Genomic DNA, 26,478 nt, shown 5'->3' with positions numbered 1-26,478 from the left:
TGCTTCACGAGAAAATATAAAATGTTGGTTTAACAAAAAAGATACTTATTTATAAACACCTCAGACTGTAAGCAAATAGAGTTTCAGTACTTGTTAAAACCGCCTATTATGCAGGCGATTCTGAAAGCTTCCAGCGTAGTATTTAAATATCTTCTACATTATTCATGTAAAAATTTTACCGACTATCGCATCAATAATTTAAAAGATATGATTTTATGAAGAAGAGTAATAAAAGTTTTTCACACACACCATTGAGATGGATGTGCAAATTTTGATACAAGGGGCTTACTGTCTATAAAAGGAGGATAAAGTACGTAATTTACATATTTTCATGCGTGCCCTTATATAAGACTGTTATTGCGGCTACTATAAGGATAATCCCCATACAAGCAGGTGCGGCATGCCCAAGTGAAACATAAATTTGCCCTCCAATGATCGGCCCAATCATTCTTGCTAAAGCTTGAACAGATTGACTACCTCCTTGAATCCTTCCTTGTTCACTAGAATCGACAGACTTCGAGAGCATCCCATTGAATGAAGGTCCAAAGATGGAATCACCAAAACCAAATATAAACATTCCAGCGATAAGAAACGGATAAAATGAGAACAAAGCTGATGCTGCAATAAGACTATAACCTATAATCTCCGAAACCATTCCGAGAATTGCTATCTGTTTATCAGTAAGTTTTGTCAAAAGTTTTGGCATTATGAAACTTTGTGAAATGATATCTTGAAATCCCATAATTGAAAACATAAGTCCGATTAACGCAGGCTTCCAACTAAAAGTATCCATTGTAAATTGTGAAAAAATTGCCTGTAAAGATCCATTTGGTATCCAAAGTAAGAATGCTGAGACAAGTAGCCATTTTAAATTTTTCATGGAAAGTATATTTGCAAGCTGTGTAAATGGATTCAATCTTACAAAGGTAATCTCTTTCAATCTATTATTTTTGTCAAGGCTCTCAGGCATATATAAGATTCCATAAACAACATTTAATAAAGTTATTATTGCTCCAAAATACATAGGTACAGAATAACCAAACTTGGCAAGATATCCACCTATAGTTGGTCCAATGACAGTGCCTACTCCTACAACCGCACTTACCCATCCGAAGTATTTCGTTCTTTGTTCTGGAGGAATAATATCTGCAAAATATGCGAAGATAGTGCTTATGCTCCCTCCTGTTATACCTTCTATTATGCGCCCAGCAAATAGTATCCATAGAGCTCCTCCTATGCCAAAAACTAAGTACCCGATTGCGGAACCGAAAAGGCATACTAAAAGTAATGGACGACGACCATATTTATCACTCAAAGCTCCAAGTGCGGGAGCCGCAAAAAATACGCAGACTGCATAAACAGAAGTTAATAGCGTAACGACGACCGCTTGTTCTGCCGAATTACTTGTATATGGCTGCACTAAAAATGGAACGACAGGTATTATAATGCTGAATCCTATTCCGCAAAGAAACACAGAGATGAGACCGAATAGTAAGGCGTGTTTATCTATGACTCGTTCCGTATTATGTTCATTATGTGATCTGAATTTGGACATTTTCATTCTCTCCCCAACAGTTATTTTTGTTTCCTTATCAACAAAACAATAACTCCATTTTGTTTCCCTGTCAACAAAATTACAACAATAAAAAAGGCGGTCCATCCTTGGACTGCCTGCCGTTTCATTTTTATTTTTTGAATAGATTACGACTTAATATGTACACCTTGTTTCTTTATTTCTGTATCCAAATGTCTACTATACTTTTCCACGAAGCTAAGTATACTATCAAATTCTTCCTCGGTTACTTGATCAAACACAACTTTATCCCGTTCTTCAAACTCTTTGTGCAGATCCTCATGTATTTTATAAATTACTTTCCCTTGTTCAGTAAGCCTAAAATAGATTTCTTTCTTATTATCCGACTTCTGATAACTTTCGATAAGGCCTTTTTTTATAAGTTTTTTAGTTATTCTACTTATGGCACCGCGAGTCATATAAAAGGACTCCGCAAGTTTTGTCACGTTAGAATCTACATTTTTTTCAATGTATTCGATACAATGTACTTCAGAAGAATTATACCCCTTAAGACTGTCTTCCATCTTATCCTTATTAAGCCAAACAATCTTATTATATAAGTCCCTGAAACCCACTATGACCTTTTCTTCTTTATTCATGTCCTGTCCTCCTCCCCGTTGGTGCATTAACAATATTATATTTATTTTTTGTTTCTATTCCAACTCTAATTAAAAAAGAGAGTCAAAAGCATGTTAAGCACCAAGAAACTCAATGTCACTCGAACAAGACTTTGTCTACAATCTGAAACACTTATCTCTTTTCATTCTATCTCCATCAACCGTTTTGCCTCAAAATACAACACTTGAATAAACTTCTTCGTATTAATACGTATATGACCAGAAGCCGCTACTTCATCTTTTGTCATTTCTGTCATCCGTTTTCTAACTATAGTGAAATCAAAAAATTTCGGAGCATAGCTTTCAAATTTAGGATTTGAAAAGTCTGTTAATCCAAGGGAAGCTAAGTGATTTAACGATTGATAAATCGCTCTACGTACCCTTTGTTCAGATGCTTTTCTCTCCTTATCTATATCTGCATCTGAAGCTATATTCTCTAATTTTCTTATAGTTATATGGTGAAAGATATCTTTTAGCGCAGGAAATCCAAATTCAAACGTTTGCTCTTTTTCTTGTCCATATAAATATTCCAACATACTAAGTAAATCTTTACTTCCATTCTCTCCCGCAATACCGAGTTCTGATAATAAATAGCGCCCTGAATCTGCTATTCTTTTTCCTACCTGCATTGGCTCATTTCGAACTTGCGGCTGTTCCCACTTAAAAACGTTATTCAATGATTTTTGAATATCATGTATAGAGCGCTCTAAACGAATACGTTCCATTACTTTACGTACAACAGATACAACCTCAATTTTATTTAATGGTTTCGTAATATAATATTCAACACCAAGTGTATACGCCTCACCAATAAGCTGTTTCGATTCAACTTGAGAAATCATAATGATTTTCCCTGAAAAAGAGGATGCAATATGGCGAACTGTTTCAATCCCATCTCGCATTGGCATTAATAAATCAATAAATAAAATATCTACTTTTTTAAAATTTAATTGATCCGCTTCAATAAAAGCTCCGTCTTCCGATTCTCCAATTACTTCCCCAAGATCTCCATCTTCAATAATTTGTGAAAGCATGGAGCGGAAAACTTCATCATCATCTACGATATAATAAAACAACTTCATTCTCCTTCCCGCTTTAAACTGCACTCCGGTAAACAAACGACAAACTTACACCCTCCGCCAGTTTCTCGGTCTTCTAATCTCACTTCTCCACCTAGCTCTGTTACCATTTCGTTTATGTAAGAAAGTCCAATACCTGTTGAAGGTGTTCCCGCTTGATCATACTTTGAAGTAAATCCTGGCTTAAATACTAATTTCTTATACTTCTGTGCAATACCAGGACCATCGTCAATTACTTCAAAGAATATATGTTTATCTCGTTTATATAGCTTAATAATAATGAGACCTCTACCCTCAATTGCTTCAACTGCATTTGCAACTAAATTATTAAAAATTGATAAGACCGTGTACACATGATATTCTGCATGCTCACCTTCTATATGTTTAGAAAAACGTATATCTTTTCCCAACATTTCAGCGTACTTCTCATTTATTCTCACAATCATTTCCGCAAGCTCATGTCCTTCTACATACTCAGCCACACTTTTATCTAATAACAGTTTAGATAACCCTGCAAAAATTCTTTGATTATCCTTTTTTATTTCATGTACTTCTCCCGCTATTTTCAATGCTGTTTTACTACTCGAATCATCGTTCGCTTGTAAATTCCGATATAATTGATACGCTGTTTGTGTAATTAACTCCGCATTTTGTAACGTTTTTTTCAAATGAACAGATTCCACATATAAGTTAGAAAGATGCAGCAACATTTTTTCATTTTCTTTTCGCACTTGTGATTCTTTTAATTTTGTTTCATACAAGTTCATCATATTTAAAAAACCAAGCGCAAAGAAACTACGGAAAATAGCAATAATAATTAGTTTATTCACTTCAGAAACTGTTATCGTTGTCCCCAGCACTAACATATGATAAAACGCAAGTTCAGACATACTTGCGATAATTTCAATTGTAATTCCAAGACATCCTATCACAATTGGCTTCTGATGAAACTTATTCACCCTACAAAGCGAAAAAAGACTTCCATAAATAAAATAATAAAAGAACACAGGATAACGCAAATAAAATGATTCTGTCATATGGAATGAACCTTGCAATACCCAGTCAAGACATACACGAAATAAGACTACAGATATACCTACAAGAATACCTGCAGCTGCTGCTGGCACTCTTCTTAAAAATAGTAATAAAAAGAAGAAAAGTGGTGTCCCGAAACTAACACGAAACATATCATTAAAAGGATGAAAATTCAGCTCTCCAGCAATCGGAACAACAACCATTAATATAATTAAAAGATACATATCTTTCTTCCATAATTGATTCCAATTCAAAGGTGCCACTTCCTATGCTTTTTTTCAATTGTAAAAGTGAAAGCCCGCTTATAATTATAAACGGGCTTTATTTCTATATTCTAACCTTTTCTACCGCTTTTATTTGGCGATACTCCGGTTCCCATATTGCTTCTTTTACTGCAATCTTAATATCGTCATCACTTAAGTTCTCTCTAGCAACACCTTCTGCAACTGCGACTTTCGCTACTTCAATCGCAACCAGTTCAGAGATATTACGTAACTCTTCAACTTCTGGCAAAATAGGCGCTCCTGGCTGACTTGTATCTACCATACTTGCAACTGCTTCTGCTGCTGCTGCGAACATTCCATCCGTCATGACGCTTGCACGAACAACAATTGTACCAAGACCTAGTCCTGGGAAAATAAGTGCGTTATTTGACTGTCCAATCACATACGTTACACCGTTATATGTAACCGGTTCAAACGGGCTTCCTGTTGCAACTAATGCTTTTCCTTCTGTCCACTCGATTAAATCTGCTGGTTTCGCTTCAGCAAGTGGCGTTGGATTCGACATTGGTAAAATGATTGGTCTTTCTACGTGAGAAGCCATTTCTTTAATAATTTCCTCTTTAAATGCGCCTGCAACAGTAGATGTACCAATTAAAATTGTCGGTTTTACATGTTTCACAACTTCAGCAAGTCCGATAGCATCATTTTGTTTCCAATCACTTACTTCAGCTTCTTTTCTTGCATATGGAATTTGGAAATCAAGAAGATCTTCCATATTATCTGTAACCAACCCATTACGGTCAATACACCAGAAACGATTATGTGATTCTTCGTCTGATAAGCCGACACGAACCATTGCATCTCTTACTTGATCTGCGATACCGATTCCAGCCGTACCAGCACCAAACACAACTACACGGTGTTCACTTAACGGTACACCAGAAGCTTTTACTGCCGATAATACAGCAGCAAGTGAAACTGCCCCTGTACCTTGAATATCATCATTAAACGTACAAACGTCATGACGATATTTATCTAAAATTTTTCGTGCATTTCGAGAACTGAAGTCTTCCCAGTGTAGAAGTGCTTTCGGGAATTGTTTATTTACCGCTTGAACAAACGTATCAATAAATTCATCGTAAGCTTCACCTGTTATACGAGGGTGACGATTTCCAATATAAAATGGATTGTTTAATAATTCCTCACGATTTGTACCTACATCTAAAATTACCGGTAATACACGGCTAGGATCGATTCCAACTGCGGCCGTATATACAGCCAATTTCCCGATTGCGATGTTAATTCCACCAACACCCCAATCACCAATTCCTAATATACCTTCTCCATCCGTTACAACGACTAAATCAATGTTTTCAGCTGTTGCACCGATATTTGCAAATGCATCTTCAATACCTGATGGATCGTTAATTGATAAATAAATGCCACGTGGTTTACGGTATTCATGACTATATCTTTGAATTGCTACACCTACAGTTGGTGTATATACAATCGGTAACATTTCACGTAAATGCTCTGTTAAAATACGATAAAATAACACTTCATTTCGATCATGTAACGCTGTTAAGTATACATTCTTTAATAAATCATCCGGCTGAGAACTAAATTGTTCATATGCTCGGCGTGCTTGTTCTTCTAACGTTAAAACCGCTGGCGGTAATAACCCTTTTAAACCTAACTCTTCTCTTTCCTCTTGTGTGAAAGCTACCCCTTTATTTAAAAGTGGTGTTGATAATACTTCTGCTCCTCTTAATGTTGTTTCTAATGCACCATTAGAAGCCACTGTAAACTTACTCATAACATCCCTACCTCTATTCATATATAGCATTTCTATATTGTAAACAAAAAAGAGGGGATTGTCCCCCTCTTCTTTTAATTTTTCTTTAAAAGAGTTGCTCCTGCAATCCCTGGGTGTGTCATTTCGAATGGATCTAGAATTAACTCTAATTCTGCTTGTGACAATACACCATTTTTCACACATAGTTCTCGAACGGATTGCCCTGTCGCAATTGCTTCTTTCGCAACACGAGCTGCTGCTTCATAGCCGATATGAGGATTCACGGCTGTAATAATTCCTACACTCTTCTCAACGTACTCTTTTAAGCGATCTTCATTCGCTTCAATTCCTTTTAAGCAATTATCTGTAAAGGCACGGAAACCGTTATTCATAATGCTAATAGATTGAAGTAAGTTGAAAACAAGTACTGGTTCCATAACATTTAATTCTAATTGTCCTGCTTCTGAAGCAAGGCAAATTGTATGGTCGTTACCAATTACTTGGAACGCAATTTGATTAATTACTTCTGGCATAACAGGGTTTACTTTCCCTGGCATAATAGATGAACCTGGTTGACGAGCTGGTAGCATAATTTCCGCTAATCCAACGCGTGGACCTGATGCCATTAGACGAAGGTCGTTCGCAATTTTAGACATGTTCATCATACATACTTTAAGTGCTGCAGATACTTCAGTGTACGCATCCGTATTTTGAGTTGCATCTACTAAATCTTCTGCACCAACAAGTGGTAGTTCACTAATTGTAGCTAAATGTTTTACAACTGCTTCAATATATTCTGGATCTGCATTTAGGCCTGTACCAACTGCAGTTGCTCCCATGTTCACTTCATATAAATGTTGACGTGATTGCTTGATACGTTTCATGTCACGTTCAAGTACGCGGGAGTATGCTTTAAATTCTTGTCCAAGACGAATTGGCACAGCATCTTGTAAATGTGTACGACCCATTTTAATAACATGATCGAACTGTTCTGCTTTTAATTCAAATACATCATGCATATAACCCATTGTTTGTAATAAGCCTTCTAATGCATTTAATGTTGCAATATGAATCGCTGTTGGGAATGCATCGTTTGTTGATTGTGCCATATTTACATGACTGTTTGGACTAATATAATCATAGTCTCCCTTTTCCATTCCTAATAATTCAAGGGCACGATTGGCAATGACTTCATTTGCGTTCATATTCATTGAAGTTCCTGCACCGCCCTGAATTGGATCAACGATGAAATGATCATGCCATTTCCCCTCAAGGATTTCTTGTGATGCTTCTACGATAGCACCACCCTTTTTCAATTCCAATCTTCCTACATCTGCATTAGCAAGTGCTGCCGCTTTTTTTACAATTGCTAACGCTTTAATTAAACCTTCATGAACTTTGTATCCTGTAATCGGGAAATTCTCTACTGCACGCATTGTTTGTACACCGTAGTACGCATAATTTGGTACTTCTTTTTCACCTAAAAAATCTTTTTCAATTCGTACTCCATTTTTAACTTCAGTTAATGTTGCCATGATTACTCACTCCTTAACAATCTCTTACGCTGCTTTTGTTTGTTTGACCGTTTCTACATATTGTTTTGCTTTCTCATCATCGAATTCGCCTTCCCACTTCGACATAACAATGGCAGCTAATGCATTTCCTAATACATTGACAGCTGAGCGAATCATATCTAAAATGCGGTCAATTCCCGCAATTAATGCGATGCCTTCTAGCGGTAAGCCCATTGATCCTAACGTCGCTAATACAACAACGAATGATGCACCCGGAACTCCCGCCATACCTTTGGATGTTAACATGAGAACGAATAATAGCGTTATTTGCTCCGTCAGTGACATGTGTACACCGTACATTTGTGCAACAAACAATGCCGCTAACGCTTGATAAATAGCTGATCCAGTCAAGTTAAATGTATAACCTGTCGGAATTACGAAAGAGGCAACTGCCTTTGGACAACCGAACTCTTCCATTTTTCTCATTATATTAGGTAAAACAGCTTCTGAACTTGCTGTCGTAAATGAAAGAATAAGTTCTTCTTTTAAAATTTTCATTAATGTAAAAATATTTACTCCAACCATTCGCGCATTAATACCTAATACAATCACAACGAATAGTATAACAGTTACGTATACAGCTAGCACTAGTTTTCCTAAAGGAAGTAGTGTTGCTACACCAAATTTTGCAACCGTAACAGCAATTAATGCGAATACACCAAATGGTGCGAATTTCATCACTTGATTTGTAACCCAGAACATCGCTTCGAGCACACCTTCAAAAAAGTTAAAAACAGGCTTTCCTTTTTCTCCGATTGCTGCAACTCCTAAACCGAATAGTACTGAGAAGAATATAATCGGTAATAAGTCACCTTGTGTAATAGACTCAAATATATTTTTCGGTACAATATGAACAATCGTTTCTGCAAAGCCTTTCTTCTCTGTTGCATCTGCTGTTTGTTTATAAGAAGAAATATCACTTTGCTGTAAATTACTCATATCAACGCCAGTACCTGGTTGGAATATATTTGCTGCAAGTAATCCCATTAAAATAGCAATCGTCGTAATAATTTCGAAATAAAGAATTGTCTTACCACCCAGTTTCCCAAGCTTTTTCATATCACCTACACCAGCTACCGCAACAATTAATGCTGAAATAACAATTGGTACTACAATCATCTTAATTAAATGAATAAATATATCCCCAATTGGTGTGATATAAGAAATCGCCGTTTTATTGCCATAAAAGACTGCCCCTACTACAATCCCTAAAACAAGTGCGACAAAAATTTGTGTTGCCAATCCGAATTTTTTCATTTATGTTCATCCCCTTTTATGCGAACGCTTTCATTTCGTATTTATAAAAGCTTACTCACACATCATATAGGCGAACCTACAAAATCATACAAAAACCTACAAGTTCGTCACAAAAAATTCAAATTTATTTCTTATAATATTCATTGACACTTTTTTATAAAAAAGAAATAAAATAACCTTGATAAAACATCAGATTATTTCGTATAATCTAAAAGATATACGTATTCTAAATAAATGGGGATGAAAAGGAGTGGATGTTATGAAAAATCACGTGAAGAAGTTCATCATATCTATTTCTTTTCTATTTCATTTTCTTACGAAGGAACAAAGGCATTCGCCTTTGTTCCTTTTTTATTGCAATCTATATAGGGGGAATTGTTATGAAACCATATAAACGCGTCCTAATTAAACTAAGTGGCGGCGCACTTGCTGATCAATCTGGAAATAGCTTTAACTCCAAACGATTAGAACATATCGCAAACGAAATAATATCCATTATTGACCTAGATATCGAAGTATCCATTGTCATCGGCGGCGGTAACATTTTCAGAGGTCATCTAGCTGAAGAATGGGGAATTGATCGTGTAGAAGCTGATAATATCGGTACGCTAGGTACGATTATTAACAGCTTAATGCTTCGCGGCGTTTTAACAAGTAAAACAGATAGAGAAGTACGCGTTATGACTTCCATCCCTTTTAATGCAGTAGCTGAACCATATATTCGCCTACGTGCAGTACATCATTTAGATAACGGTTATGTTGTCATATTCGGTGGTGGTAACGGGCAACCATTCGTTACAACAGATTACCCAAGTGTACAAAGAGCCATTGAAATGAATAGCGACGCCATTTTAGTCGCAAAACAAGGAGTAGACGGTGTCTTTACAAGTGATCCGAAACATAACAAATCTGCGAAAATGTACAGTAAACTGAACTATAACGATATTGTTAGGCAAAACATACAAGTAATGGATCAAGCCGCTTTATTACTTGCTCGAGATTATAATTTACCGGCACACGTCTTTAACTTTGATGAGCCTGGCGTTATGAAAAGAATTTGTTTAGGTGAACATGTTGGGACGTTGATTAATGATGATGTTTCGATGCTTGTGCATGAAAAATAGTATTTTTCATTAACAAAGGGTGCCTTTTATAGACACCCTTTGTTCGTTAATCGTCACAAATAAAAATCAACCCATCCAACTACTTTCTCCTTACAACGCTCCCAGAAAGATAAGTTGTCAAAAAATATTTCTGTCATCTCTTTCGAATCACCAATGTCTTGCGTTAACGCCTCATTCACTTGCGCTATGATAGGTCCACCATGAATATACAAATTCATCTCATCATTAATATAGAAGCTACGTGCAGTTATGTTCGTTGTACCGATAACAGTTAGTTCATTATCAATCAGCATTAACTTTCCATGAAACATCCCTTTTTTATAACCATATACCGTAATCCCGTTATTAACAGCTTGACGAATATAAGGATACGCTGCCTCTTTAATAAGAGGAATATCTGGTTTATATGACCATAGTATTTTTACTGTAACACCACGTTTTTGCGCTCCAATTAAAGCATTCATTAATTCTTTATTTTTCGCTATAAAATAAGGTGTTGTAATTACAATTGAATGTTTCGCTTGTTTTATTAACTTTATATATTTTTCAGCGACATGATGTCCATTGTAGCTAACCATCGTATGTAATGTATTCCCTTTACTCGCTTTATTCGTACTTCTTTTTATATCTTCTTTCGTATCTCGTTTCCAATCTAAAGCAAACTGTTCTTCTAAATCTTTCGCTCCTTCTCCTCTTATCCGTACATGATAGTCACGCCAATATCCAAATCGCTTATCTTTCCCTAAGTACTCATCCCCCATATTAAAGCCACCCGTATAGCCAATCTCCCCATCAATCGTCGTAATACGACGATGATTACGATGGTGAAGTGAATAAAATCCGAATGGCAATTCAGGTTTTCTACTATATGTAAAATGTACACCACTTTCCCGCAATTCATTTTTCATCTTTCTTTCAAATGATAAATCATTAATGCGATCAACTGATAAATAGACGTTTACTCCTTCTTTCGCCTTCTCCTTTAATAAGTTTAAAAAAGTATGGCTACTTTTATCATCCGATAAAATATAAAAATAAGTGTAAATAGATCGCTTCGCTTCACTTATATCAGTAAATAACTGTTTATAAAACGACTTCCCTTCTACATATAATTGAAAGTCACTATAATGAGGTGCATACTCTGTCGGCATATTTTTCCCGGCTTCCATTTTCCTTCCGAGCGTAACGTCAATATGCATCCAAATTAAAATAACAACGAAAATAGCAATAATAATAGAAGTGACTCGCAATATTTTTTTAATCATTTTGATTTCCTTCCACTCATATTACTTACTATTTCGTAGTGTTTCATTAAAATAAATTTTCATTCAAAATGCATTTCCTACTTTTTGGATGTTACAAAGTTAAAGGAGAGCAGAATATGAAAATAAGAAAAACTCCTATTATTTTTATCCCAGGTCTTTTCGGTTCAATGAGTAATATTATTATTCCTGGTACCGGTAATTGGAACTTTGGGCTTTCTTCGTTTATTTATGAACCATTCATTATAATGTTAGAAAGTATCGGCTATGAACGAAATAAAAACTTGTTTATCTGTTTTTATGACTGGCGTCAGCGTATTGCTTTTTCCACTCAAAAATATTTATTAAAAACAATTGCCTATGTTAAAAAATTTACAGGGTGCGACAAACTAAATTTAGTTTGTCATAGTATGGGTGGACTTCTTGCACGTTCTTACGTTCAAAGTGAAGAATATGAAAATGATGTGGAGCAACTTATTATACTCTGTACACCAAACGCTGGATCTCCCCCCAATTATAGTTATTGGACTGGAGGTGCTCTCCCAGTACATACATCTTCTAAAATAAATATCGTTCATTTTTATATGGAACAGTACATTCACTACGTAAGCACCTTACACAAAATGAATAAAGTTGAAGCGATACACCGTTACTTTCCAGGATTACAAGATGTTATTCCTTGTAAAGATTACGGAAATTATTTATTTATAAGATCCGGCTCTGCTATTACATTTCTTCCTTATAGTAAGATGAAAACGAAAAATCCATTCCTCGATACATTAAATGCAAATAGATTTATTATAGAGAAAAGAAATATTGAAACTACACTCATTGCAGGAGATGGAGTAGAAACGATTCAATATCTACAAGTCGTCCCTTCACATTCAAAACTGGAATGGACAGACGGAAAAGTCGTCGGTGATATACTTACAAAATATGGTGATGGCAACGCTGTTCTACATAGCGTTTTTCTTCTAGAGGGAAATAAATATGTTATGCATGCTTCACATAACGAAGTGCTCTACAAAAGCATTCCTATATTACAAAAGATACTTTAAATTACGAATACAAAAAAGGTGTGGCATTGCGCCACACCTTTTCATTAAATGAAGTTCCTCGCATCATTATTTCTTCCAAACTTATAAATAGCAATTAAGAAGAATGCTATCGCGAAAGCGAATAAAATTAAAATATTTAAATACAACTCAGAAAATGGAATGCCTTGCTGTAGTTTTGAAATCGTATCTAGTAACCAACGCTGCGGAAGGAAATCAGCTACTTTTTGTACTGCTTTCGGCATAATGTCGTACGGGAAATAACATCCAGCAAGTAAACATGTTGGTACTATTACTATATTTTGCATTGCATTTGAAGCAGTTGAACTTTTTGAAAAAGACACAATGACTAATGATAAACCAATTGCAATTAAAGCGAATATCATAAGCACACCAATCATAACTATGAAAGGCATATTTATAGTTGTGTGAAAAACATTCGTCATAAAGAATACTGCAATTACAATTTGTACTGTTAATATCATCATATTTACTGCGACATTAGATAATATAAATTTCTTTCCGTCAATCGGCGTTGATAATAATCTAAAATACGTTCTGTTCTCTTTTTCTTTTAAAATAAATCCTGATAAGTTCACTGCTGAAAATAACATAAACATAATAAGATAACCCATCGTTTGATTTGTCATATCTTTATTTTTTGAAGTATCTTCAAGTGTCTCAGACTTTACTTTAAATGAACTTTTTTGATAACCCGCGTACATACTATTAAACGTACTTTGATCGGCCCCTGCCACTTTACTAATCGCAGCGATGTTATCAACATAGTTATATAAATACGATTTTATAAATCCTGTTACTTGATCGCCTTTAATCGATGAAATCTCAATATGACTCGGTTTCCCTTCTCGAACACTTTCAGAAAAACCAGACTGTAATGTAATAACACCATCAAGTTTTTTTGAAGTGAGTTTATCTTCCACTTCAGATTCCTTAATTTTACTAACATTTACATGATTGAGTCCTTCTAAAAATTTCACTGTATCATTTGCGATAGGTTGATTTTCTTTATTTATAACCCCAATATTTAACGTTCCTTGCCCTACATTCCCATATATCGAAAAGGAAATGAGCGTTCCTATTATCGGCAAGCTAATAATAATGAGTAACCCCTTTTTATTTTTCAGAAGCACAGATAACGTTTTTTGTATGAGCCATAAAATATCTTTCATACTATAGCCCCTCCCGTCTACGTAATGCAATAATCGCAATTAATAAGAAGATTGCTGAAATCCCAAGATTTAAAGATATTACCGGCAGTGCCGCTCCTACATCATTTGCATAAATAATTTTCATAATAGCTGTGTTTGCCCACGTTAATGGTGATAAATTCGTAACGAAATTTTCTTCCACTACGAAATACGCACCACCAAAAATAGACGCTAATTGCACAACAACCATAATAATCGCTCTAGATGCCTCACCTGTTTTTGTAATATATCCGATTCCTAAACCGAAGCTAATTGCTAAAAAGACTTCTGTTAGTAAAATAATAAATATGATTCCAATATGGTCGCCCCAATTCGCTTGAAAAACAAATTTACTAAATAATACGACAAGTAATAGACAAAGTGCATTCGCTACAAGACTACCGAGCACTTTCCCAATGAAAATTTCAGCCTTACTTATAGGTGCTGCAATTAAACGATCTCCTGTTTTACGTATTCGTTCTCCTCGAATTAAAAAACTCGCCCCCATTGCAGCGTACAGTGCAATCATCGTCGTCATTACAACCGCATAGTAATCCATAGAACCTGGTTTTTTAGCAGCTTGTAAAGATGTTTCTTTAATATAATCATTATGATTTCCGTTTGAAATAACTGCGCTAACCTTACTCGGGTCTACTTTTGCAACTTCGGCCACTACGTTGTACTTATCAACAAATGTTGTAAGCATGCCTTCCACAACACTTCCCTCAATACTACTTTTGTCACTTCCATAAAATTTTGCACCATCTTTATTTAACTCTACATAAGCAGCATATTTATTTTGCTTCACTTCTTCTTTCCCATCTATACCTTCGGAAGCTTTTTTAAAATGAATACCTGATTTATCGACTTCTTTCGTAAATGCTTCAAATGATTGAGAAAACGTGCTACTTGCTTCATCTTTATATAGCACTTGTATATCCTTAAACGATTGACTATCGCTATTAAATGCATTCGTTAACGCTGTTCCTAACACAAGCATAAGTACAATCGGAAATGCTAACATAAAAACTAAAGTTCTTACGTCCCTGAAATCTCTTTTAATGTGCATCACTGCAATGTTAAAGATGTTCAATTGATGAACCTCCCTTTACCTTTTCTTCATTTACCTTTATTTATCTCGTAAGTTTCTTCCAGTTAACGTAAGAAATACTGTTTCTAAGTTTGGAGCCTGCTCCTCTAACGAACGAATTTCAATGTCATGATTAATGAAATGCTGAATAATTTTATTTAAATTATTTAATCCTGCATCCGAGTTTACCTTGATTACGTTCTCTTCAATTTGAACAGCTTTCACACCATTTATCTCTTTTAAATTTTCTACATCTAAATTTTCTACTGACTTTACTTCAATCCAAATATCTTTCGTATCTGTAATAATTGCTTTTAACTGTTCTTTCGTTCCTTCTGCAATTACTTTACCGTGATCGACAATTGCTATTTTCGTACAAATCTCTTCTACTTCTTCCATGTAGTGACTCGTATAAATAATCGTACTTCCCATTTCATTTAATTTTCGGACAGACTGAAGAATGTAGTTCCTTGACTGCGGATCAATTCCAACTGTCGGTTCATCCATAATAATTAACTTCGGTCTATGAGCGATTGCACAAGCGATATTCAGTCTTCGTTTCATCCCGCCAGAAAAGTTTTTCGGATAACTTTTATGTTTATCACTAAGGCCTACAAATTGAAGTGCTTCCTCTACTCTCGCTTTTAGCTCGGCTCCTCGTAATCCATACAATCCAGCAAAGAATTTCACATTTTCATAGGCAGTTAGCTCTTCATAAATCGCAATATCTTGCGGAACGATACCGATATTCATTTTCGCAAATCGATTATGTTTCTTTATATTTTTTCCTAGTATGCTAATTTCACCTTCATTACTTCTTAACAAACCAGCAATCATATTAATCGTTGTACTTTTACCAGCACCATTTGATCCTAAAAAGCCAAATATCTCTCCTTCTTTAATAGATAAAGACATATTATCTACTGCGATGAAGTCACCAAATTTTTTCGTTAAATTTTTAATTTCCAATGTGTTCATCATTTCACCCCTATTTCGGTTTCTCTGCTTTTATTATAAACAAAAAGAATGAACCTGCTCAGTGCAGAAGTTCACCCTTTTCACATGAGATTATTCACTTTTTTCATATGAGATGATTCATCCTCGTCTCATCCTCTTATATCGGCAATAACATTGTTACTGAAAAACCACTTGTTCCATCTACAATAATTTTTCCGTTTACTGATGCTGTTCGCTCCTCCATTCCCATAATACCGAGGCCTTTCTTAACAAGAGCTGCACCTTTACCATTATCCTTCACTTGTACTTTCACCATCTTGTTCAGTACATGAATATCTATTGAAATGACTGTCGCATCAGCATATTTCATCGCGTTTGTTAGTGCCTCCGTAACATTTTCACCGATAATCTTCCACTGAATCGGTGAAATCATATCTAAATTCCCTTTATATACGAAAGGAATATTTATATCATGCTTACCGGCAAATTCCTCTATGAATAATTTCATACGATGAATACCAATTTGCTCAGTTGGTGGCTTCATATTTTTTAATGTAATCCGAATGCTTTCAATTCCATCTTTTGAAATATGAATTGCATTTTGTAATAACTCAGCAGATTTCACTTTATCTATTTCCATTAATCTCTTCGCTGCTTCCATTTGAATAAGTGCACCTGTCATTGAGTGACCGATTTTATCATGAATTTCTTGAGATAGTCGATTTCTTTCCTCTAATTTAAATGTGTATTCAGATTGCCTTATGTAATCTTTATTTTCATTTAAACTTTTCGTAAGTCTTTGTATGTCTTTTCTCATTTTATCATTTTGCATTTCTAGTTTTAATAATCGTGCTATATAGCGATGAGCTATCGTTAAGGAAAAAAAACAAAATGCACTAATAAGTCCATACATCATTTGAATACCTTCACCTATAAAAATAATAGGAAGAATCATAATGAAAAAGATTAACCATTTCTTTTTTATGTAATAATTTGCAATTTCATATAAGTTCAAAGGTAAAAACAAAATAAAAAACGGATGAACCTTCCATGTAAATAACATAACTACGCCAATTGACACACAAGTTAATATGTTTTTGTACGTATCTTTTTTAAATATAGAGATCAACACATTGACAGAAAGATATAAAAGCAAAGTAAGTATAATCCACGGTAAGTTCGTAACATTTAAATGAATGTAGCTAAACACTATATATAAAAAGACAATAAGTTTACTTACAGTTAACCAAAATTCCATAACATTAATCTACTTTCCCTGTTAAGTAATAAATCGCAATTTGCGTGCGATGTTCTAGTCCAGTTTTCCCTAAAACTGATGTAATATAATTTGCAATCGTTCCTTCAGATATGAAAAGTTGCTTCGAAATTTCTTTATTCGAAAAGCCTTTCGCAATTAATGCGATAATACTAAGCTCTCTTTCTGTAAAAAGACTCTTATCAATTTTAGATTCTTCCTCTTTACTTTCCATTAAATTAGACTTAATTTTATCAAGCACTACATCTTGCATAACAGTTTGACCGTTATAAACTCCTTTTATCGCATCACGAATACGCTCCGGATCATTATTTTTTAACAAATAACCTTTCGCTCCGTTTTTTACTGCATCCAAAATATATTCATCATCATCAAACGTCGTTAAAATGAGAGGCTTCGTTTTTGTCTCTTCACAAATTAACTTCGTCGCCTCTACCCCGTTCATGTTTGGCATACGAACATCTAAAAGTGCGATATCAACTTCATACTTTTTACAATACGCTACAGCCTCTTTCCCATCATTTACAGTATCTAATACTTCAAACTCTTCGTATGTATTTAAAATAATTTTCATGCCTTCTCTAATAAAAGAATTATCGTCCGCTATTAATATTTTAATTTTCATGTTTGTTAGTATGGACCTTCCCCTACTAACATTCACATCCTTTCTCTGTGTAACATTTCCTTCTTGCTCATTATATACTTCTCTTTACCATTTTTTCACACCTTTTTCATATAGCCCTCCTGCTAAAAATATATTATTCTTTTTTTATAACATGTGTAGGGTGACTTATCATTTCTTACGTCTATATAATAGAATGCGTCAAAAAGGAGGGAGAGACCGATTGAGGAAAAACAATTAGTTGAAAAAGCACAACAAGGAAGCGAACATGCTTTTCGTATCCTTGTACAAACATATCGTCATTATATTTTTCAAGTTATCTTTTCTATTTTAAGACATGAAGAAGATGCTAAAGATGTTACACAAGAAGTATTCGTAAAAATTCACGCCTCTCTCCCAAATTATCAATTTCGCGGATTAAAAACGTGGATGGCACGTATTGCCACCAATCACGCTATTGATTATAAGAGAAAAAAAGCTAGAGAAAACGAAGAACTCTCCTTATGTAAAGAAACTGCGGAAAATATAAAATCCTCTCATAATATTGAGGCTTTATTATTGACGAAAGAGCAAAAATTACTCATTGCTCAAAAACTGCGAGAACTTCCCGACAATTACCGTGACGTCGTTCTCGCACATTACTTAGAAGAAAAAAGTTATCAAGAAATTGCTTTGCAAGAAAATATTGAAGTGAAAACAGTCGAAATGAAACTGTATCGGGCAAGAAAATGGATTAAAAAACATTGGAAGGAGGAAGAGTTTCTATGATGCATTATTCAAAAGAAGATTGGCGCAATTATACATTAGATGTTATATCAAACAATGAACGTGAATCTATGGAAGAACATCTTTATGAATGTGATCATTGTTTAGCACTTTATATGGAAAGTATTGATGAACAACATGAAAACCTTCCAATGATAAATGATGATTCATTTACGAACGAAGTTATGACGCAAATTAATTTTGAAACACTACAATCTAATGAAAATATAAAAACAAACTCACTAAAGCGCACAATTATTCACTACATAATTGCGACTGCGGCTACAATTATTTTTATGGTAAGTGGTTTATTCCAGTATATTTTCACAGCGACATCAAATTTCGAGAAATCTTCAAAACATAACGAGTCTTCTATCTCACAACAAATTGTAAACAAATCGGTAGACACATCAAAAAAGGACGGAGGTTCAAAGCATGAATAAAAATCCCTTTTTAGCACTTGTGTTAGGGCTAATTCCTGGGCTTGGACATTTATATTTAAAGAAATTTGGACGATTTATTTTATATAGCGGCGGGGCTTTATTTCTATTTATCCTTGCAGCATTTTGTACAATAGCATTAGGAGCGCGTGATATTGCTTTTCTTTCTCTATTTTTACTAGTCGTGTTATGGGCGATCAATTTATTAGATTTAGTTATCACTATTATTAATCAATCGAAAAAACAAGCAGCCGGAGAATTTACAGAGTCCTCTAAAGAAAGCGAACGATTTTATATCATTCTTCTATCAATCATTCCTGGGCTTGGTCATTTTCAATTAGGACTTATGCAACGCGGACTTACATTTTTAGTCGCTTGCACAGGAATCGGAAGTATGATTATATTCGTTGCACTCTTAACATCTCAAGGAAGTTTCCTTATCTTTCTTATTACATTACCTGTTTTATGGATTTATAATTTCTTCGATGTTGTTCAACAACTACAGAAAAAAGAACGCGGCGAGCAATTAGTGGATCGTACTATTTTTGAAGAATTTGAAGAGCACCGAGAACAAGGAAAGAAAAATAAAACATTCGCTTCCATTTTAGCAATGTTTCCTGGAGCAGGACATATGTATTTAGGCTTACAGCGCCGTGGTCTTCAGCTTATGGCAGCCTTTTTACTATCTATTTATTTGCTCGACTTATTAAGACTTTCTGCGTTTTTATTTTTAGTACCAATCATTTGGTTCTATAGCTTTTTTGATGCGTTACAGCAAACTGCAAAATACGGAAAAGAACGTGTAAATGACGAACCTATCATTGACTATTTTATAAATCATCAAAGATGGATCGGTATTGGGTTAATTACACTCGGTGGTTATTATTTATTAGATCAAACAGTCCTTCCTATTTTGAATGACTATTTTGCAACTATATTTAATATTCATCTTAGCGAACTATATTATCGCTATTTCCAAACATCTATCGTTGCTCTCCTTTTAATTGGTGGCGGCTTTAAATTGTTACTTGGAAATAAAGAAAACAAAGGTGGTACAAACGAATGAGAACATGGCGCGTTGGAACATTCTCAATGGGGCTCTCCATTATTACATTAGGTTGCTTTTTACTATTTTCAGTCGTAAAAGGAGTTCAAGCATTAGATACATTAACAGCCTGGTGGCCTGTTTTACTTATCATACTTGGCGCTGAAATTTTACTATACCTTCTATTTTCTAAGAAGGAACATTCATTTATTAAATATGATATTTTTAGTATTTTCTTTATCGGAGTTTTAGGAAGTGTTGGAATTGCTTTTTACTGCTTATTATCAACTGGATTGCTAGAAGAAGTTCGTCATTCTATTAACACAACTAGACAAACGAGTAATATTCCAGACGGACAACTTGATATACCTGAATCTATCAAAAAAATCGTAGTGGATGCGGGGCATCACCCTCTAACGATAGAGGGTGATAATACAAATCAAATTCATCTTTTTGGAACATATGAAATGACGACAAAAACAAATGAAAAACCTAATTTAAAAAGAGATGATTTCCTTTCAGTTCAAACGGCTGGAGAAACGATGTATATAACGTTAAAACCATTACCGGTTCAGCATACGTTTTTTAACTTCGCACCACAGGTGAAACAAACACTCGTTCTTCCGCAAAATAAAAATGTAGAGATCCGCGCTTCGAATAACGAACTATCTCTTTATCCAGGTCAATTACAAAATAATTGGTTTGTACAAAACAGTTCAAACGTATCTGTTCATTTAACTAAAGAAAGTGATGTTTCTTTAACAGCCGTAACAAATCAAAAAGAAACTCACGGAAACACACCTTGGGAACAAGTAGAAGATTTAGCGAAAAAAGAAAATAATTCTTCAGAAGAAAATCCAGAATTAAATGGGCAAGAACATTGGTATAAAAACTCGATAAAAACAGGAAATGGAACGTACAAATTAAATATTGAGAAAGCTTATAATTTAAATATGAGCGTTATCGAAAAATAAGAAACCTTCCACAATTGTGGAAGGTTTTTCTCATATAATCGCTTTTATTCCTTCTAAAATTAATCCAATCATAAAACCACAAACAGCCCCGTTCACACGAATCCACTGCAAATCTTTACCGACATTATTTTCAATCATTTCGATTAATGTTTTATCATCTAACTTATCAAGGTTTTCTTGCACAAGCTTTCCAATTTTCGAATGATTCTTTTCAACAATAGTAACAACTTGTTTTTGTAACCAATCTTCTATTTTTTGAACAGTCAATTCGTCTTCTTTTATTTTATTCATTTGTGTTTGTAAGAATGGAACAACATATTTATCAGCAAATTCTTCATTCTTCACAAAAGTAACTGCCCTACTCTGTACTTGCTCTAGCATCTCTTTTATTTTGTCAGTAGCATCCCAATTTGCAATCCATTTTTCTTTCCACTTCTCTAATTCCTGTAATAAAGATTCATTTTCTTTTACATTTATAATCTCTTGACGAATTTTCGCTAATATAAGTTGCCTTGTGCTATTATCTGCATCTTGTAAGCTGTTAATATTGCTAATGATAAACTTCTGCAAAATGCCGCCGATTTTATCCTCATCAACAATATTCATAAACGATTTCAAAGTAAACTGTAGGAATCCATCTACTTTTATGTTTTCCATCGCCTTCATGCCTAAGCTTCCGAGCTGATAACGTGCTTCATCTTGAGCTGTCCAATCTTTCACTTTTACTAATATGTAATCAAGTGTTTTTTCATCATATTCTTGCACTACTAATTGATCCACGAGAACTTGTAATATGTTACTTGTATTAATTGTATGCAAATACGTTTTTAATTCTTTTTCAATAATAACTGCTAATTTTTCCGTATCTATTTGAAGAATCGCTTTCTCAGCAATTGTTACAATCCCTTTTTTCACAGCGTCAGACTGTAACTCTTTCTCAGCAATTTGCAGTACCATTTGCGCTAGCTGCATTTCTTTTACTTTACTTGTAATACTGTCTTTCGTCAGCCATTCATTTTCTAACGTAGAAACGAGTCCCTTTGTTACCCGCTTACGATTTTTCGGTAATAATGCTGTATGTGGAATTGGGATTCCCAACGGATGACGGAATAAAGCTGTAACCGCAAACCAATCCGCAAGTCCACCAACTAACCCAGCTTCAAATCCACCTTGTATAATTTCTCCAGCTACCGTTCCTTGAAAAGGGATGGAAGCCGCAAAACCTACGCCCATAACCCCAAGCGAAATACCCGCTATATATTTAGTCTGTAATGACATCGTATACACATCCTCTTATTATGTAAAATAAAGCTTTTTTGTTATTTTTATTCGATATTAGCAATCCTTTATATCTATACTATAATGAACTAATGCGAAAATAACAAAGAATTTTATGCACATGAAAAAAATGAGGCTGTAAATAGCCTCATTTTTATTTTAACGTTAATTCCAAACCTTTCTTATAATACCCATTCATCACGTCTTCCGGAACCATACTCCCACCAGTTCCCCACACAATATGAGTACCTTTCTTCACCTTCTCTGTTAACTGTTGCTTTTGTAAATACTCATTTTCAGCTTTACATACATTCAAAGGCCCTATCATACCCGCTAATGCAGAAGGCTCTAAATAAATATTTTCAGTATCAGCCAGTTCTTTTAATAATCTATATAACTCCTCATCACTTACTGTGTAATTTCCACTCAAAAATGGTTCCATCGTTTTACCGACAAATCCAGATGGTCTTCCTACCGCAAGTCCATCCGCATCAGTTACATTATCAATCCCGATATCTTGAACGGCGATTTTATCGTGAAGCCCTGTCATTAAACCGAGTAACATACACGGAGAGTGCGTTGGCTCCGCAAAGAAACAGTGTACGTTGTCTTTATACAATAACTTTAAGCCGAATGCTACTCCGCCAGGTCCGCCCCCTACTCCGCACGGAAGATAAACGAATAAAGGGTGCTCTTCATCTACTACAATCTCTAACTCTTCTAATTGTTTTTGTAAACGTGACGCTGCTACTGCGTATCCTAAAAATAAATCATGCGAGTTTTCATCATCAACAAAATAACAGCTAGGATCTGTATCTGCTTGCAGTCTTCCTTCTTCTACTGCTTTACTATAATCAGCTTCATATTCAATAACGTTTACACCTTTACTTCTTAATAAATCTTTTTTCCATTCTTTTGCGTCTGCTGACATATGAACAGTCACGTTAAAACCTAGTTTCGCACTCATAATACCGATGCTAAGCCCTAAATTCCCAGTAGAACCTACTGCAATTGAATACTTCGCAAAGAAACCTCTAAATCTATCACTATCTAAAATTGAATAATCATCTTTCTCTGTTAACATTCCATGCTGAAGTGCCAGTTGCTCTGCATGTTTCAGCACTTCGTATATTCCGCCTCTAGCTTTTATTGATCCTGATATCGGAAGCCCGCTATCACATTTTAATAGTAATTCCCCTAAAATAGGTTTCCCATAACTTTTCTCTAAAGATTGTTTCATAGAAGAGATTTTCACTAAAGGTGATTCTATAATACCGCCTGTTTCTTTCGTTTCAGGAAATACTTTCGCAATATATGGTGCAAAACGCTTTAATCTCTCTTCCGCGTCTTTTACATGTTCTTCATTAAGTGGCGAATTTTTTATTGCTGTTTCATACTTTTCCATATTCGGGTTTATCCAAAATACTTCTTCTGTTGCGATTAAGTTATTTACTAGTGGATATTGCTCTTTTAATGCCTCTATCTCCTTCATTCCTCTTCCTCCTCATATCCTTGTAGATAGCCATATAATAAATTATAATTAAATTAATTTTAATATAGTTTAACATAAATAATTCATTTTAGTTAATTTCAATTTAATTTATTTAAATATAATTTAATAATTATTAAGGAGCATTTATTATGGAAAATATAGATATTGGTAAAAAGATTGAAAAACAAAGAAAAGAAAAAGGATTAACTAGTAAAGAATTAGCAAAGATGGCCGAAATCACACCATCAATGCTTAGTCAAATTGAACGTGGTTCTGCTAACCCTTCTATTCAAACATTAAAGGTACTTGCAAAAGCTCTTGATGTTCCAACATTTAGTTTTTTACTTGAAGAAAATAATACAGACGATTTAATTGTACGTTCTCATAAAAGAAAAAAAATGATTATCGATAATTTATCATATGAATTGTTATCACCTGATTTCACAGGAAATTTAGCAACAGCAATTATGACTATCCCACCAAATACTGCTTCATCAGAAAATGTTCTAGAACATAAAGGTGAAGAATTAGCATTAGTATTAGACGGAAAAATCACATTGCACTTAAATGAAGAAGAATACACATTAGAAACTGGTGATAGCGTAAAAATACCAGCTTATTTAAAACATAAATGGGTAAATCAATTCGAGAAAAATGCGATTGTTTTATTTTCTGTTACTCCGCCGATTTTTTAATTCATATGATGATACAAAAATAGCCATGCTCTCCGTGCATGGCTACTTTTATTTTTTTGGTACTAATAAAATCCCTAAACTAATAATAAAAAAACTGAGTATTTGCTGTATTGAAAGACCAAATAGAACTGAATTTTGTTCACTAATAAGTGAAATAATGATATGAGCAATTCCCTCGCAAATTAGAAAAAAGCTTATATTCTTTCCATTTCCTAATCTTTCATTTTTAATCCATAACGAGCCAATTATACCGAGCGCGAGTATAATCTCATACATGAAAATAGGATGATACAAAAATTTTGATTCATATATTTTCATCCCCCACGGCAGTGTCGTTTGTGCACCTACTTCTTGATGGAATATAAAATAAAAGATTATACTCACGCAAAATCCAAAAGGTAATGTATCAAGTAAAATCCGAAGAGAAAATTGCTCTTTTTTACTTTTCCAAACAATATATATACTCGCAATTACGCACCCTACTATAATATGCTGAATACTTCCTACAGCTAATAATGCTGGCATTGGCGCCCCAATGGCCCATACCGGATTTAAAATTGCCGGTGCGAATTTCCATACTAATACAATGATAAGAAAGCCATTCGTTACTGCATCCATCATTTTTTCATATTGAATATTTTGCTTTTTCATCCTTAGTTTCATTAGAGTAAATCCAAATAAACTTCCTATTATAAGAGAAACGGGTTGTAACCTCACCATCCACTCCATCACTATGAAATCCCCTCTTAATTCTCAATTATTTTCTTAAACTTCTCTTCTAATTGATCTGGAGGTAATACCCCTCGTGCATGATCTACAATAATTCCATCTTTATTAACAAAAAAGGTCGTTGGTAAAGAAAATACTTTATAATCTATTCCAGCTACTCCGTCCATATCTAATAGAACAGGAAATTTAAATCCGTGACGATCTGCAAATGCGCTCGCTTCTTGTACTGGATCCCCGATTGTTGCATTTACCGCAAAGATTTCAACATCCTCCTTATATTTATCATACAAACGAACTAGATCAGGAGCCTCCATTTCACATGGACCACACCATGATGCCCAAAAATTAATAACATATGGTTTTCCCTTTGCATCATTTAACGAATAAAGCTTCCCATCTAATCCTTTTAATGTTATGTTCGGCGCTTTAAATCCCACTTGTGGTAATACTTCCTTCTCTTGTAACTCCGCTTGTTTCGCTTTTCTTTCTTTTTCTTCTTTCTTAGTATTATAAAAGTTAACTCCGGCCCAAATTAGTGCCCCAGCTAGTATAATAGCAATTAGTTTCTTCACTTTTCTTCCTCCTCATTTCTAAAATCCCGTAAATCCGCCGAATAGACGAATAAAGAACGCTGTAATTTTCGTCATTTGATTTGTATATAATAAAACCCCTGTTAAAATCATCATTCCACCGCCGATTTTCATCATGACATTGGCATAAGTAACAATCCATCTTACCTTTCCAATAAAAAATGCCATCACGAAAAACGGAACTGCAAAGCCAAGAGTATATGCCGTAATATAAAGAAGCGCACTTTCAGGATTGGTCGCTCCGAGCATAAGCACTGCAGAAAATATCGGACCAACACACGGTGTCCATCCTGCTGCATATGTCATGCCGACCAAAATTGAACGAATATATCCTGTCGATTTACTTCTATACTGCACTTTTTTCTCTGCCATAAGCCACTTAGGCTGAAACAATCCAGTCATAAATAACCCCATCAAAACAATAAAAACCCCACCAATTTGCTGAATCAATCTTTGATTAGATGAAAAAGTAATCCCAATCCAACTCACCGATAAACCTAACGCATAAAATATAACCGAGAAACCGATCATAAAAAATACTGTATGTATAATCGCTGACTTTTGCATAATCCCACGATTTTCTTTTAAATCTTGAATAGACACACCTGTAATATATGATAAATAAGATGGATATAGCGGTAAAGAACATGGTGATATAAATGAAAGTATCCCAGCCCCTACTACTAGCCAAATTGTTAAATCCGCCGCATTCATTTTAT

The 26,478-nt window shown here is 34.6% G+C and carries 25 protein-coding genes; 7 read left to right on the top strand and 18 right to left on the bottom strand.

All coding sequences use genetic code 11. The annotated features are described in order from the left end of the window. Nucleotides 1–319: 319 nt before the first annotated feature. The 7 genes from MR066_RS08095 to MR066_RS08065 form a co-directional block, all read right to left on the bottom strand. Nucleotides 320–1,555 (bottom strand): MFS transporter, encoded by a 1,236-nt coding sequence (locus MR066_RS08095; protein ID WP_033730545.1) that lies wholly within the window; start codon nt 1,553–1,555, stop codon nt 320–322. Between the two features lie 146 nt (nt 1,556–1,701). After that, nucleotides 1,702–2,172 (bottom strand): MarR family transcriptional regulator, encoded by a 471-nt coding sequence (locus MR066_RS08090; protein ID WP_001030885.1) that lies wholly within the window; start codon nt 2,170–2,172, stop codon nt 1,702–1,704. A gap of 161 nt (nt 2,173–2,333) precedes the next feature. Then, nucleotides 2,334–3,266 (bottom strand): response regulator, encoded by a 933-nt coding sequence (locus MR066_RS08085; protein ID WP_242246743.1) that lies wholly within the window; start codon nt 3,264–3,266, stop codon nt 2,334–2,336. Nucleotides 3,267–3,268: 2 nt separating this feature from the next. Further along, nucleotides 3,269–4,567, bottom strand: a complete 1,299-nt coding sequence (locus tag MR066_RS08080; protein ID WP_215552566.1) for an ATP-binding protein — start codon at nt 4,565–4,567, stop codon at nt 3,269–3,271. A 64-nt stretch (nt 4,568–4,631) separates the two neighbouring features. After that, nucleotides 4,632–6,344: an oxaloacetate-decarboxylating malate dehydrogenase gene (gene malS / locus MR066_RS08075; protein WP_002012227.1), complete on the bottom strand. Its 1,713-nt coding sequence runs from the start codon at nt 6,342–6,344 to the stop codon at nt 4,632–4,634. A gap of 74 nt (nt 6,345–6,418) precedes the next feature. Further along, nucleotides 6,419–7,858 carry an aspartate ammonia-lyase gene (gene aspA, locus MR066_RS08070; protein ID WP_242246643.1) on the bottom strand — a complete coding sequence of 480 codons (1,440 nt, stop codon included), beginning with the start codon at nt 7,856–7,858 and terminating at the stop codon, nt 6,419–6,421. A 24-nt stretch (nt 7,859–7,882) separates the two neighbouring features. Further along, the gene (locus MR066_RS08065) at nt 7,883–9,154 is read right to left on the bottom strand and encodes a cation:dicarboxylate symporter family transporter (RefSeq protein ID WP_002086365.1); all 1,272 of its coding nucleotides are present in this window, start codon (nt 9,152–9,154) and stop codon (nt 7,883–7,885) included. A 380-nt stretch (nt 9,155–9,534) separates the two neighbouring features. Here MR066_RS08065 and pyrH point away from each other — a divergent pair, with 380 nt between their 5' ends. Next, entirely contained in the window at nt 9,535–10,278 is a 744-nt protein-coding gene (pyrH, locus tag MR066_RS08060) for a UMP kinase (RefSeq protein ID WP_002012233.1), read from the top strand. A gap of 53 nt (nt 10,279–10,331) precedes the next feature. On the opposite strand, the gene MR066_RS08055 is transcribed toward pyrH, so the two are convergent. Beyond that, nucleotides 10,332–11,543 carry a phospholipase D-like domain-containing protein gene (locus MR066_RS08055; protein ID WP_242246634.1) on the bottom strand — a complete coding sequence of 404 codons (1,212 nt, stop codon included), beginning with the start codon at nt 11,541–11,543 and terminating at the stop codon, nt 10,332–10,334. A gap of 116 nt (nt 11,544–11,659) precedes the next feature. Here MR066_RS08055 and MR066_RS08050 point away from each other — a divergent pair, with 116 nt between their 5' ends. Beyond that, complete coding sequence (locus MR066_RS08050; protein ID WP_242246619.1) at nt 11,660–12,598, top strand: esterase/lipase family protein; 939 nt, start codon at nt 11,660–11,662, stop codon at nt 12,596–12,598. A gap of 44 nt (nt 12,599–12,642) precedes the next feature. Here the strand turns inward: MR066_RS08050 and MR066_RS08045 are convergent, their stop codons facing one another. The 5 genes from MR066_RS08045 to MR066_RS08025 form a co-directional block, all read right to left on the bottom strand. Beyond that, entirely contained in the window at nt 12,643–13,788 is a 1,146-nt protein-coding gene (locus MR066_RS08045) for an ABC transporter permease (protein WP_002086373.1), read from the bottom strand. Nucleotide 13,789: 1 nt separating this feature from the next. Continuing rightward, the gene (locus tag MR066_RS08040; protein WP_242246617.1) at nt 13,790–14,899 is read right to left on the bottom strand and encodes an ABC transporter permease; all 1,110 of its coding nucleotides are present in this window, start codon (nt 14,897–14,899) and stop codon (nt 13,790–13,792) included. Nucleotides 14,900–14,935: 36 nt separating this feature from the next. Next, complete coding sequence (locus tag MR066_RS08035; protein ID WP_002086377.1) at nt 14,936–15,874, bottom strand: ABC transporter ATP-binding protein; 939 nt, start codon at nt 15,872–15,874, stop codon at nt 14,936–14,938. A gap of 136 nt (nt 15,875–16,010) precedes the next feature. Then, the gene (locus MR066_RS08030) at nt 16,011–17,111 is read right to left on the bottom strand and encodes a sensor histidine kinase (RefSeq protein WP_242246615.1); all 1,101 of its coding nucleotides are present in this window, start codon (nt 17,109–17,111) and stop codon (nt 16,011–16,013) included. Nucleotides 17,112–17,115: 4 nt separating this feature from the next. Then, the gene (locus MR066_RS08025; protein WP_002012250.1) at nt 17,116–17,754 is read right to left on the bottom strand and encodes a response regulator transcription factor; all 639 of its coding nucleotides are present in this window, start codon (nt 17,752–17,754) and stop codon (nt 17,116–17,118) included. Between the two features lie 219 nt (nt 17,755–17,973). Between MR066_RS08025 and MR066_RS08020 the strand changes: the two genes are divergently transcribed. Genes MR066_RS08020 through exsE form a run of 4 tightly spaced genes read left to right on the top strand, consistent with a single transcriptional unit; the run spans nt 17,974 to nt 20,975 of the window. Continuing rightward, nucleotides 17,974–18,519, top strand: coding sequence for an RNA polymerase sigma factor (locus MR066_RS08020; protein ID WP_307838321.1), 546 nt, complete (start codon nt 17,974–17,976; stop codon nt 18,517–18,519). Next, entirely contained in the window at nt 18,516–18,959 is a 444-nt protein-coding gene (locus MR066_RS08015) for a hypothetical protein (RefSeq protein WP_002086380.1), read from the top strand. The genes MR066_RS08020 and MR066_RS08015 overlap by 4 nt, the downstream gene beginning before the upstream one ends. After that, nucleotides 18,952–20,022, top strand: a complete 1,071-nt coding sequence (locus MR066_RS08010; protein WP_002086382.1) for a hypothetical protein — start codon at nt 18,952–18,954, stop codon at nt 20,020–20,022. Before MR066_RS08015 ends, MR066_RS08010 begins: the two co-directional genes overlap by 8 nt. Next, entirely contained in the window at nt 20,019–20,975 is a 957-nt protein-coding gene (gene exsE, locus MR066_RS08005) for an exosporium protein ExsE (protein ID WP_002141220.1), read from the top strand. The genes MR066_RS08010 and exsE overlap by 4 nt, the downstream gene beginning before the upstream one ends. Nucleotides 20,976–21,005: 30 nt before the next feature. Here the strand turns inward: exsE and MR066_RS08000 are convergent, their stop codons facing one another. Both MR066_RS08000 and MR066_RS07995 read right to left on the bottom strand, forming a co-directional pair. Next, nucleotides 21,006–22,253: a DUF445 domain-containing protein gene (locus tag MR066_RS08000; RefSeq protein WP_088031589.1), complete on the bottom strand. Its 1,248-nt coding sequence runs from the start codon at nt 22,251–22,253 to the stop codon at nt 21,006–21,008. 154 nt (nt 22,254–22,407) lie between these two features. Next, nucleotides 22,408–23,745 (bottom strand): D-serine ammonia-lyase, encoded by a 1,338-nt coding sequence (locus MR066_RS07995; protein ID WP_242246599.1) that lies wholly within the window; start codon nt 23,743–23,745, stop codon nt 22,408–22,410. 149 nt (nt 23,746–23,894) lie between these two features. Here MR066_RS07995 and MR066_RS07990 point away from each other — a divergent pair, with 149 nt between their 5' ends. Then, a complete protein-coding gene (locus MR066_RS07990; protein ID WP_002141215.1) occupies nt 23,895–24,440 on the top strand; it encodes a helix-turn-helix domain-containing protein in 546 nt (181 codons plus the stop codon). Between the two features lie 48 nt (nt 24,441–24,488). Here the strand turns inward: MR066_RS07990 and MR066_RS07985 are convergent, their stop codons facing one another. Genes MR066_RS07985 through ccdA form a run of 3 tightly spaced genes read right to left on the bottom strand, consistent with a single transcriptional unit; the run spans nt 24,489 to nt 26,473 of the window. After that, a complete protein-coding gene (locus MR066_RS07985) occupies nt 24,489–25,172 on the bottom strand; it encodes a prolipoprotein diacylglyceryl transferase family protein (protein ID WP_242246597.1) in 684 nt (227 codons plus the stop codon). 14 nt (nt 25,173–25,186) lie between these two features. Beyond that, nucleotides 25,187–25,741 carry a TlpA family protein disulfide reductase gene (locus MR066_RS07980; protein WP_002031090.1) on the bottom strand — a complete coding sequence of 185 codons (555 nt, stop codon included), beginning with the start codon at nt 25,739–25,741 and terminating at the stop codon, nt 25,187–25,189. 18 nt (nt 25,742–25,759) lie between these two features. Further along, complete coding sequence (gene ccdA, locus MR066_RS07975) at nt 25,760–26,473, bottom strand: cytochrome c-type biogenesis protein CcdA (protein WP_002012263.1); 714 nt, start codon at nt 26,471–26,473, stop codon at nt 25,760–25,762. Nucleotides 26,474–26,478: the final 5 nt, after the last annotated feature.

The organism is Bacillus cereus group sp. BfR-BA-01523 (genome assembly GCF_022662615.1).
Lineage (GTDB): Bacteria > Bacillota > Bacilli > Bacillales > Bacillaceae_G > Bacillus_A > Bacillus_A mycoides.
Note: the sequence above shows the minus strand (reverse complement) of the source record. Positions and strands in the feature narration are given on the sequence as shown.

What these genes read in the sequence shown, in the direction of transcription:
- MR066_RS08095 (WP_033730545.1), bottom strand. Translation starts at nt 1,555, where the DNA reads ATGTCCAAATTCAGATCACATAATGAACATAATACGGAACGAGTCATA.
- MR066_RS08090 (WP_001030885.1), bottom strand. Translation starts at nt 2,172, where the DNA reads ATGAATAAAGAAGAAAAGGTCATAGTGGGTTTCAGGGACTTATATAAT.
- malS (WP_002012227.1), bottom strand. Translation starts at nt 6,344, where the DNA reads ATGAGTAAGTTTACAGTGGCTTCTAATGGTGCATTAGAAACAACATTA.
- aspA (WP_242246643.1), bottom strand. Translation starts at nt 7,858, where the DNA reads ATGGCAACATTAACTGAAGTTAAAAATGGAGTACGAATTGAAAAAGAT.
- MR066_RS08065 (WP_002086365.1), bottom strand. Translation starts at nt 9,154, where the DNA reads ATGAAAAAATTCGGATTGGCAACACAAATTTTTGTCGCACTTGTTTTA.
- pyrH (WP_002012233.1), top strand. Translation starts at nt 9,535, where the DNA reads ATGAAACCATATAAACGCGTCCTAATTAAACTAAGTGGCGGCGCACTT.
- MR066_RS08055 (WP_242246634.1), bottom strand. Translation starts at nt 11,543, where the DNA reads ATGATTAAAAAAATATTGCGAGTCACTTCTATTATTATTGCTATTTTC.
- MR066_RS08050 (WP_242246619.1), top strand. Translation starts at nt 11,660, where the DNA reads ATGAAAATAAGAAAAACTCCTATTATTTTTATCCCAGGTCTTTTCGGT.
- MR066_RS08045 (WP_002086373.1), bottom strand. Translation starts at nt 13,788, where the DNA reads ATGAAAGATATTTTATGGCTCATACAAAAAACGTTATCTGTGCTTCTG.
- MR066_RS08035 (WP_002086377.1), bottom strand. Translation starts at nt 15,874, where the DNA reads ATGAACACATTGGAAATTAAAAATTTAACGAAAAAATTTGGTGACTTC.
- MR066_RS08030 (WP_242246615.1), bottom strand. Translation starts at nt 17,111, where the DNA reads ATGGAATTTTGGTTAACTGTAAGTAAACTTATTGTCTTTTTATATATA.
- MR066_RS08025 (WP_002012250.1), bottom strand. Translation starts at nt 17,754, where the DNA reads ATGAAAATTAAAATATTAATAGCGGACGATAATTCTTTTATTAGAGAA.
- MR066_RS08015 (WP_002086380.1), top strand. Translation starts at nt 18,516, where the DNA reads ATGATGCATTATTCAAAAGAAGATTGGCGCAATTATACATTAGATGTT.
- MR066_RS08010 (WP_002086382.1), top strand. Translation starts at nt 18,952, where the DNA reads ATGAATAAAAATCCCTTTTTAGCACTTGTGTTAGGGCTAATTCCTGGG.
- exsE (WP_002141220.1), top strand. Translation starts at nt 20,019, where the DNA reads ATGAGAACATGGCGCGTTGGAACATTCTCAATGGGGCTCTCCATTATT.
- MR066_RS08000 (WP_088031589.1), bottom strand. Translation starts at nt 22,253, where the DNA reads ATGTCATTACAGACTAAATATATAGCGGGTATTTCGCTTGGGGTTATG.
- MR066_RS07995 (WP_242246599.1), bottom strand. Translation starts at nt 23,745, where the DNA reads ATGAAGGAGATAGAGGCATTAAAAGAGCAATATCCACTAGTAAATAAC.
- MR066_RS07990 (WP_002141215.1), top strand. Translation starts at nt 23,895, where the DNA reads ATGGAAAATATAGATATTGGTAAAAAGATTGAAAAACAAAGAAAAGAA.
- ccdA (WP_002012263.1), bottom strand. Translation starts at nt 26,473, where the DNA reads ATGAATGCGGCGGATTTAACAATTTGGCTAGTAGTAGGGGCTGGGATA.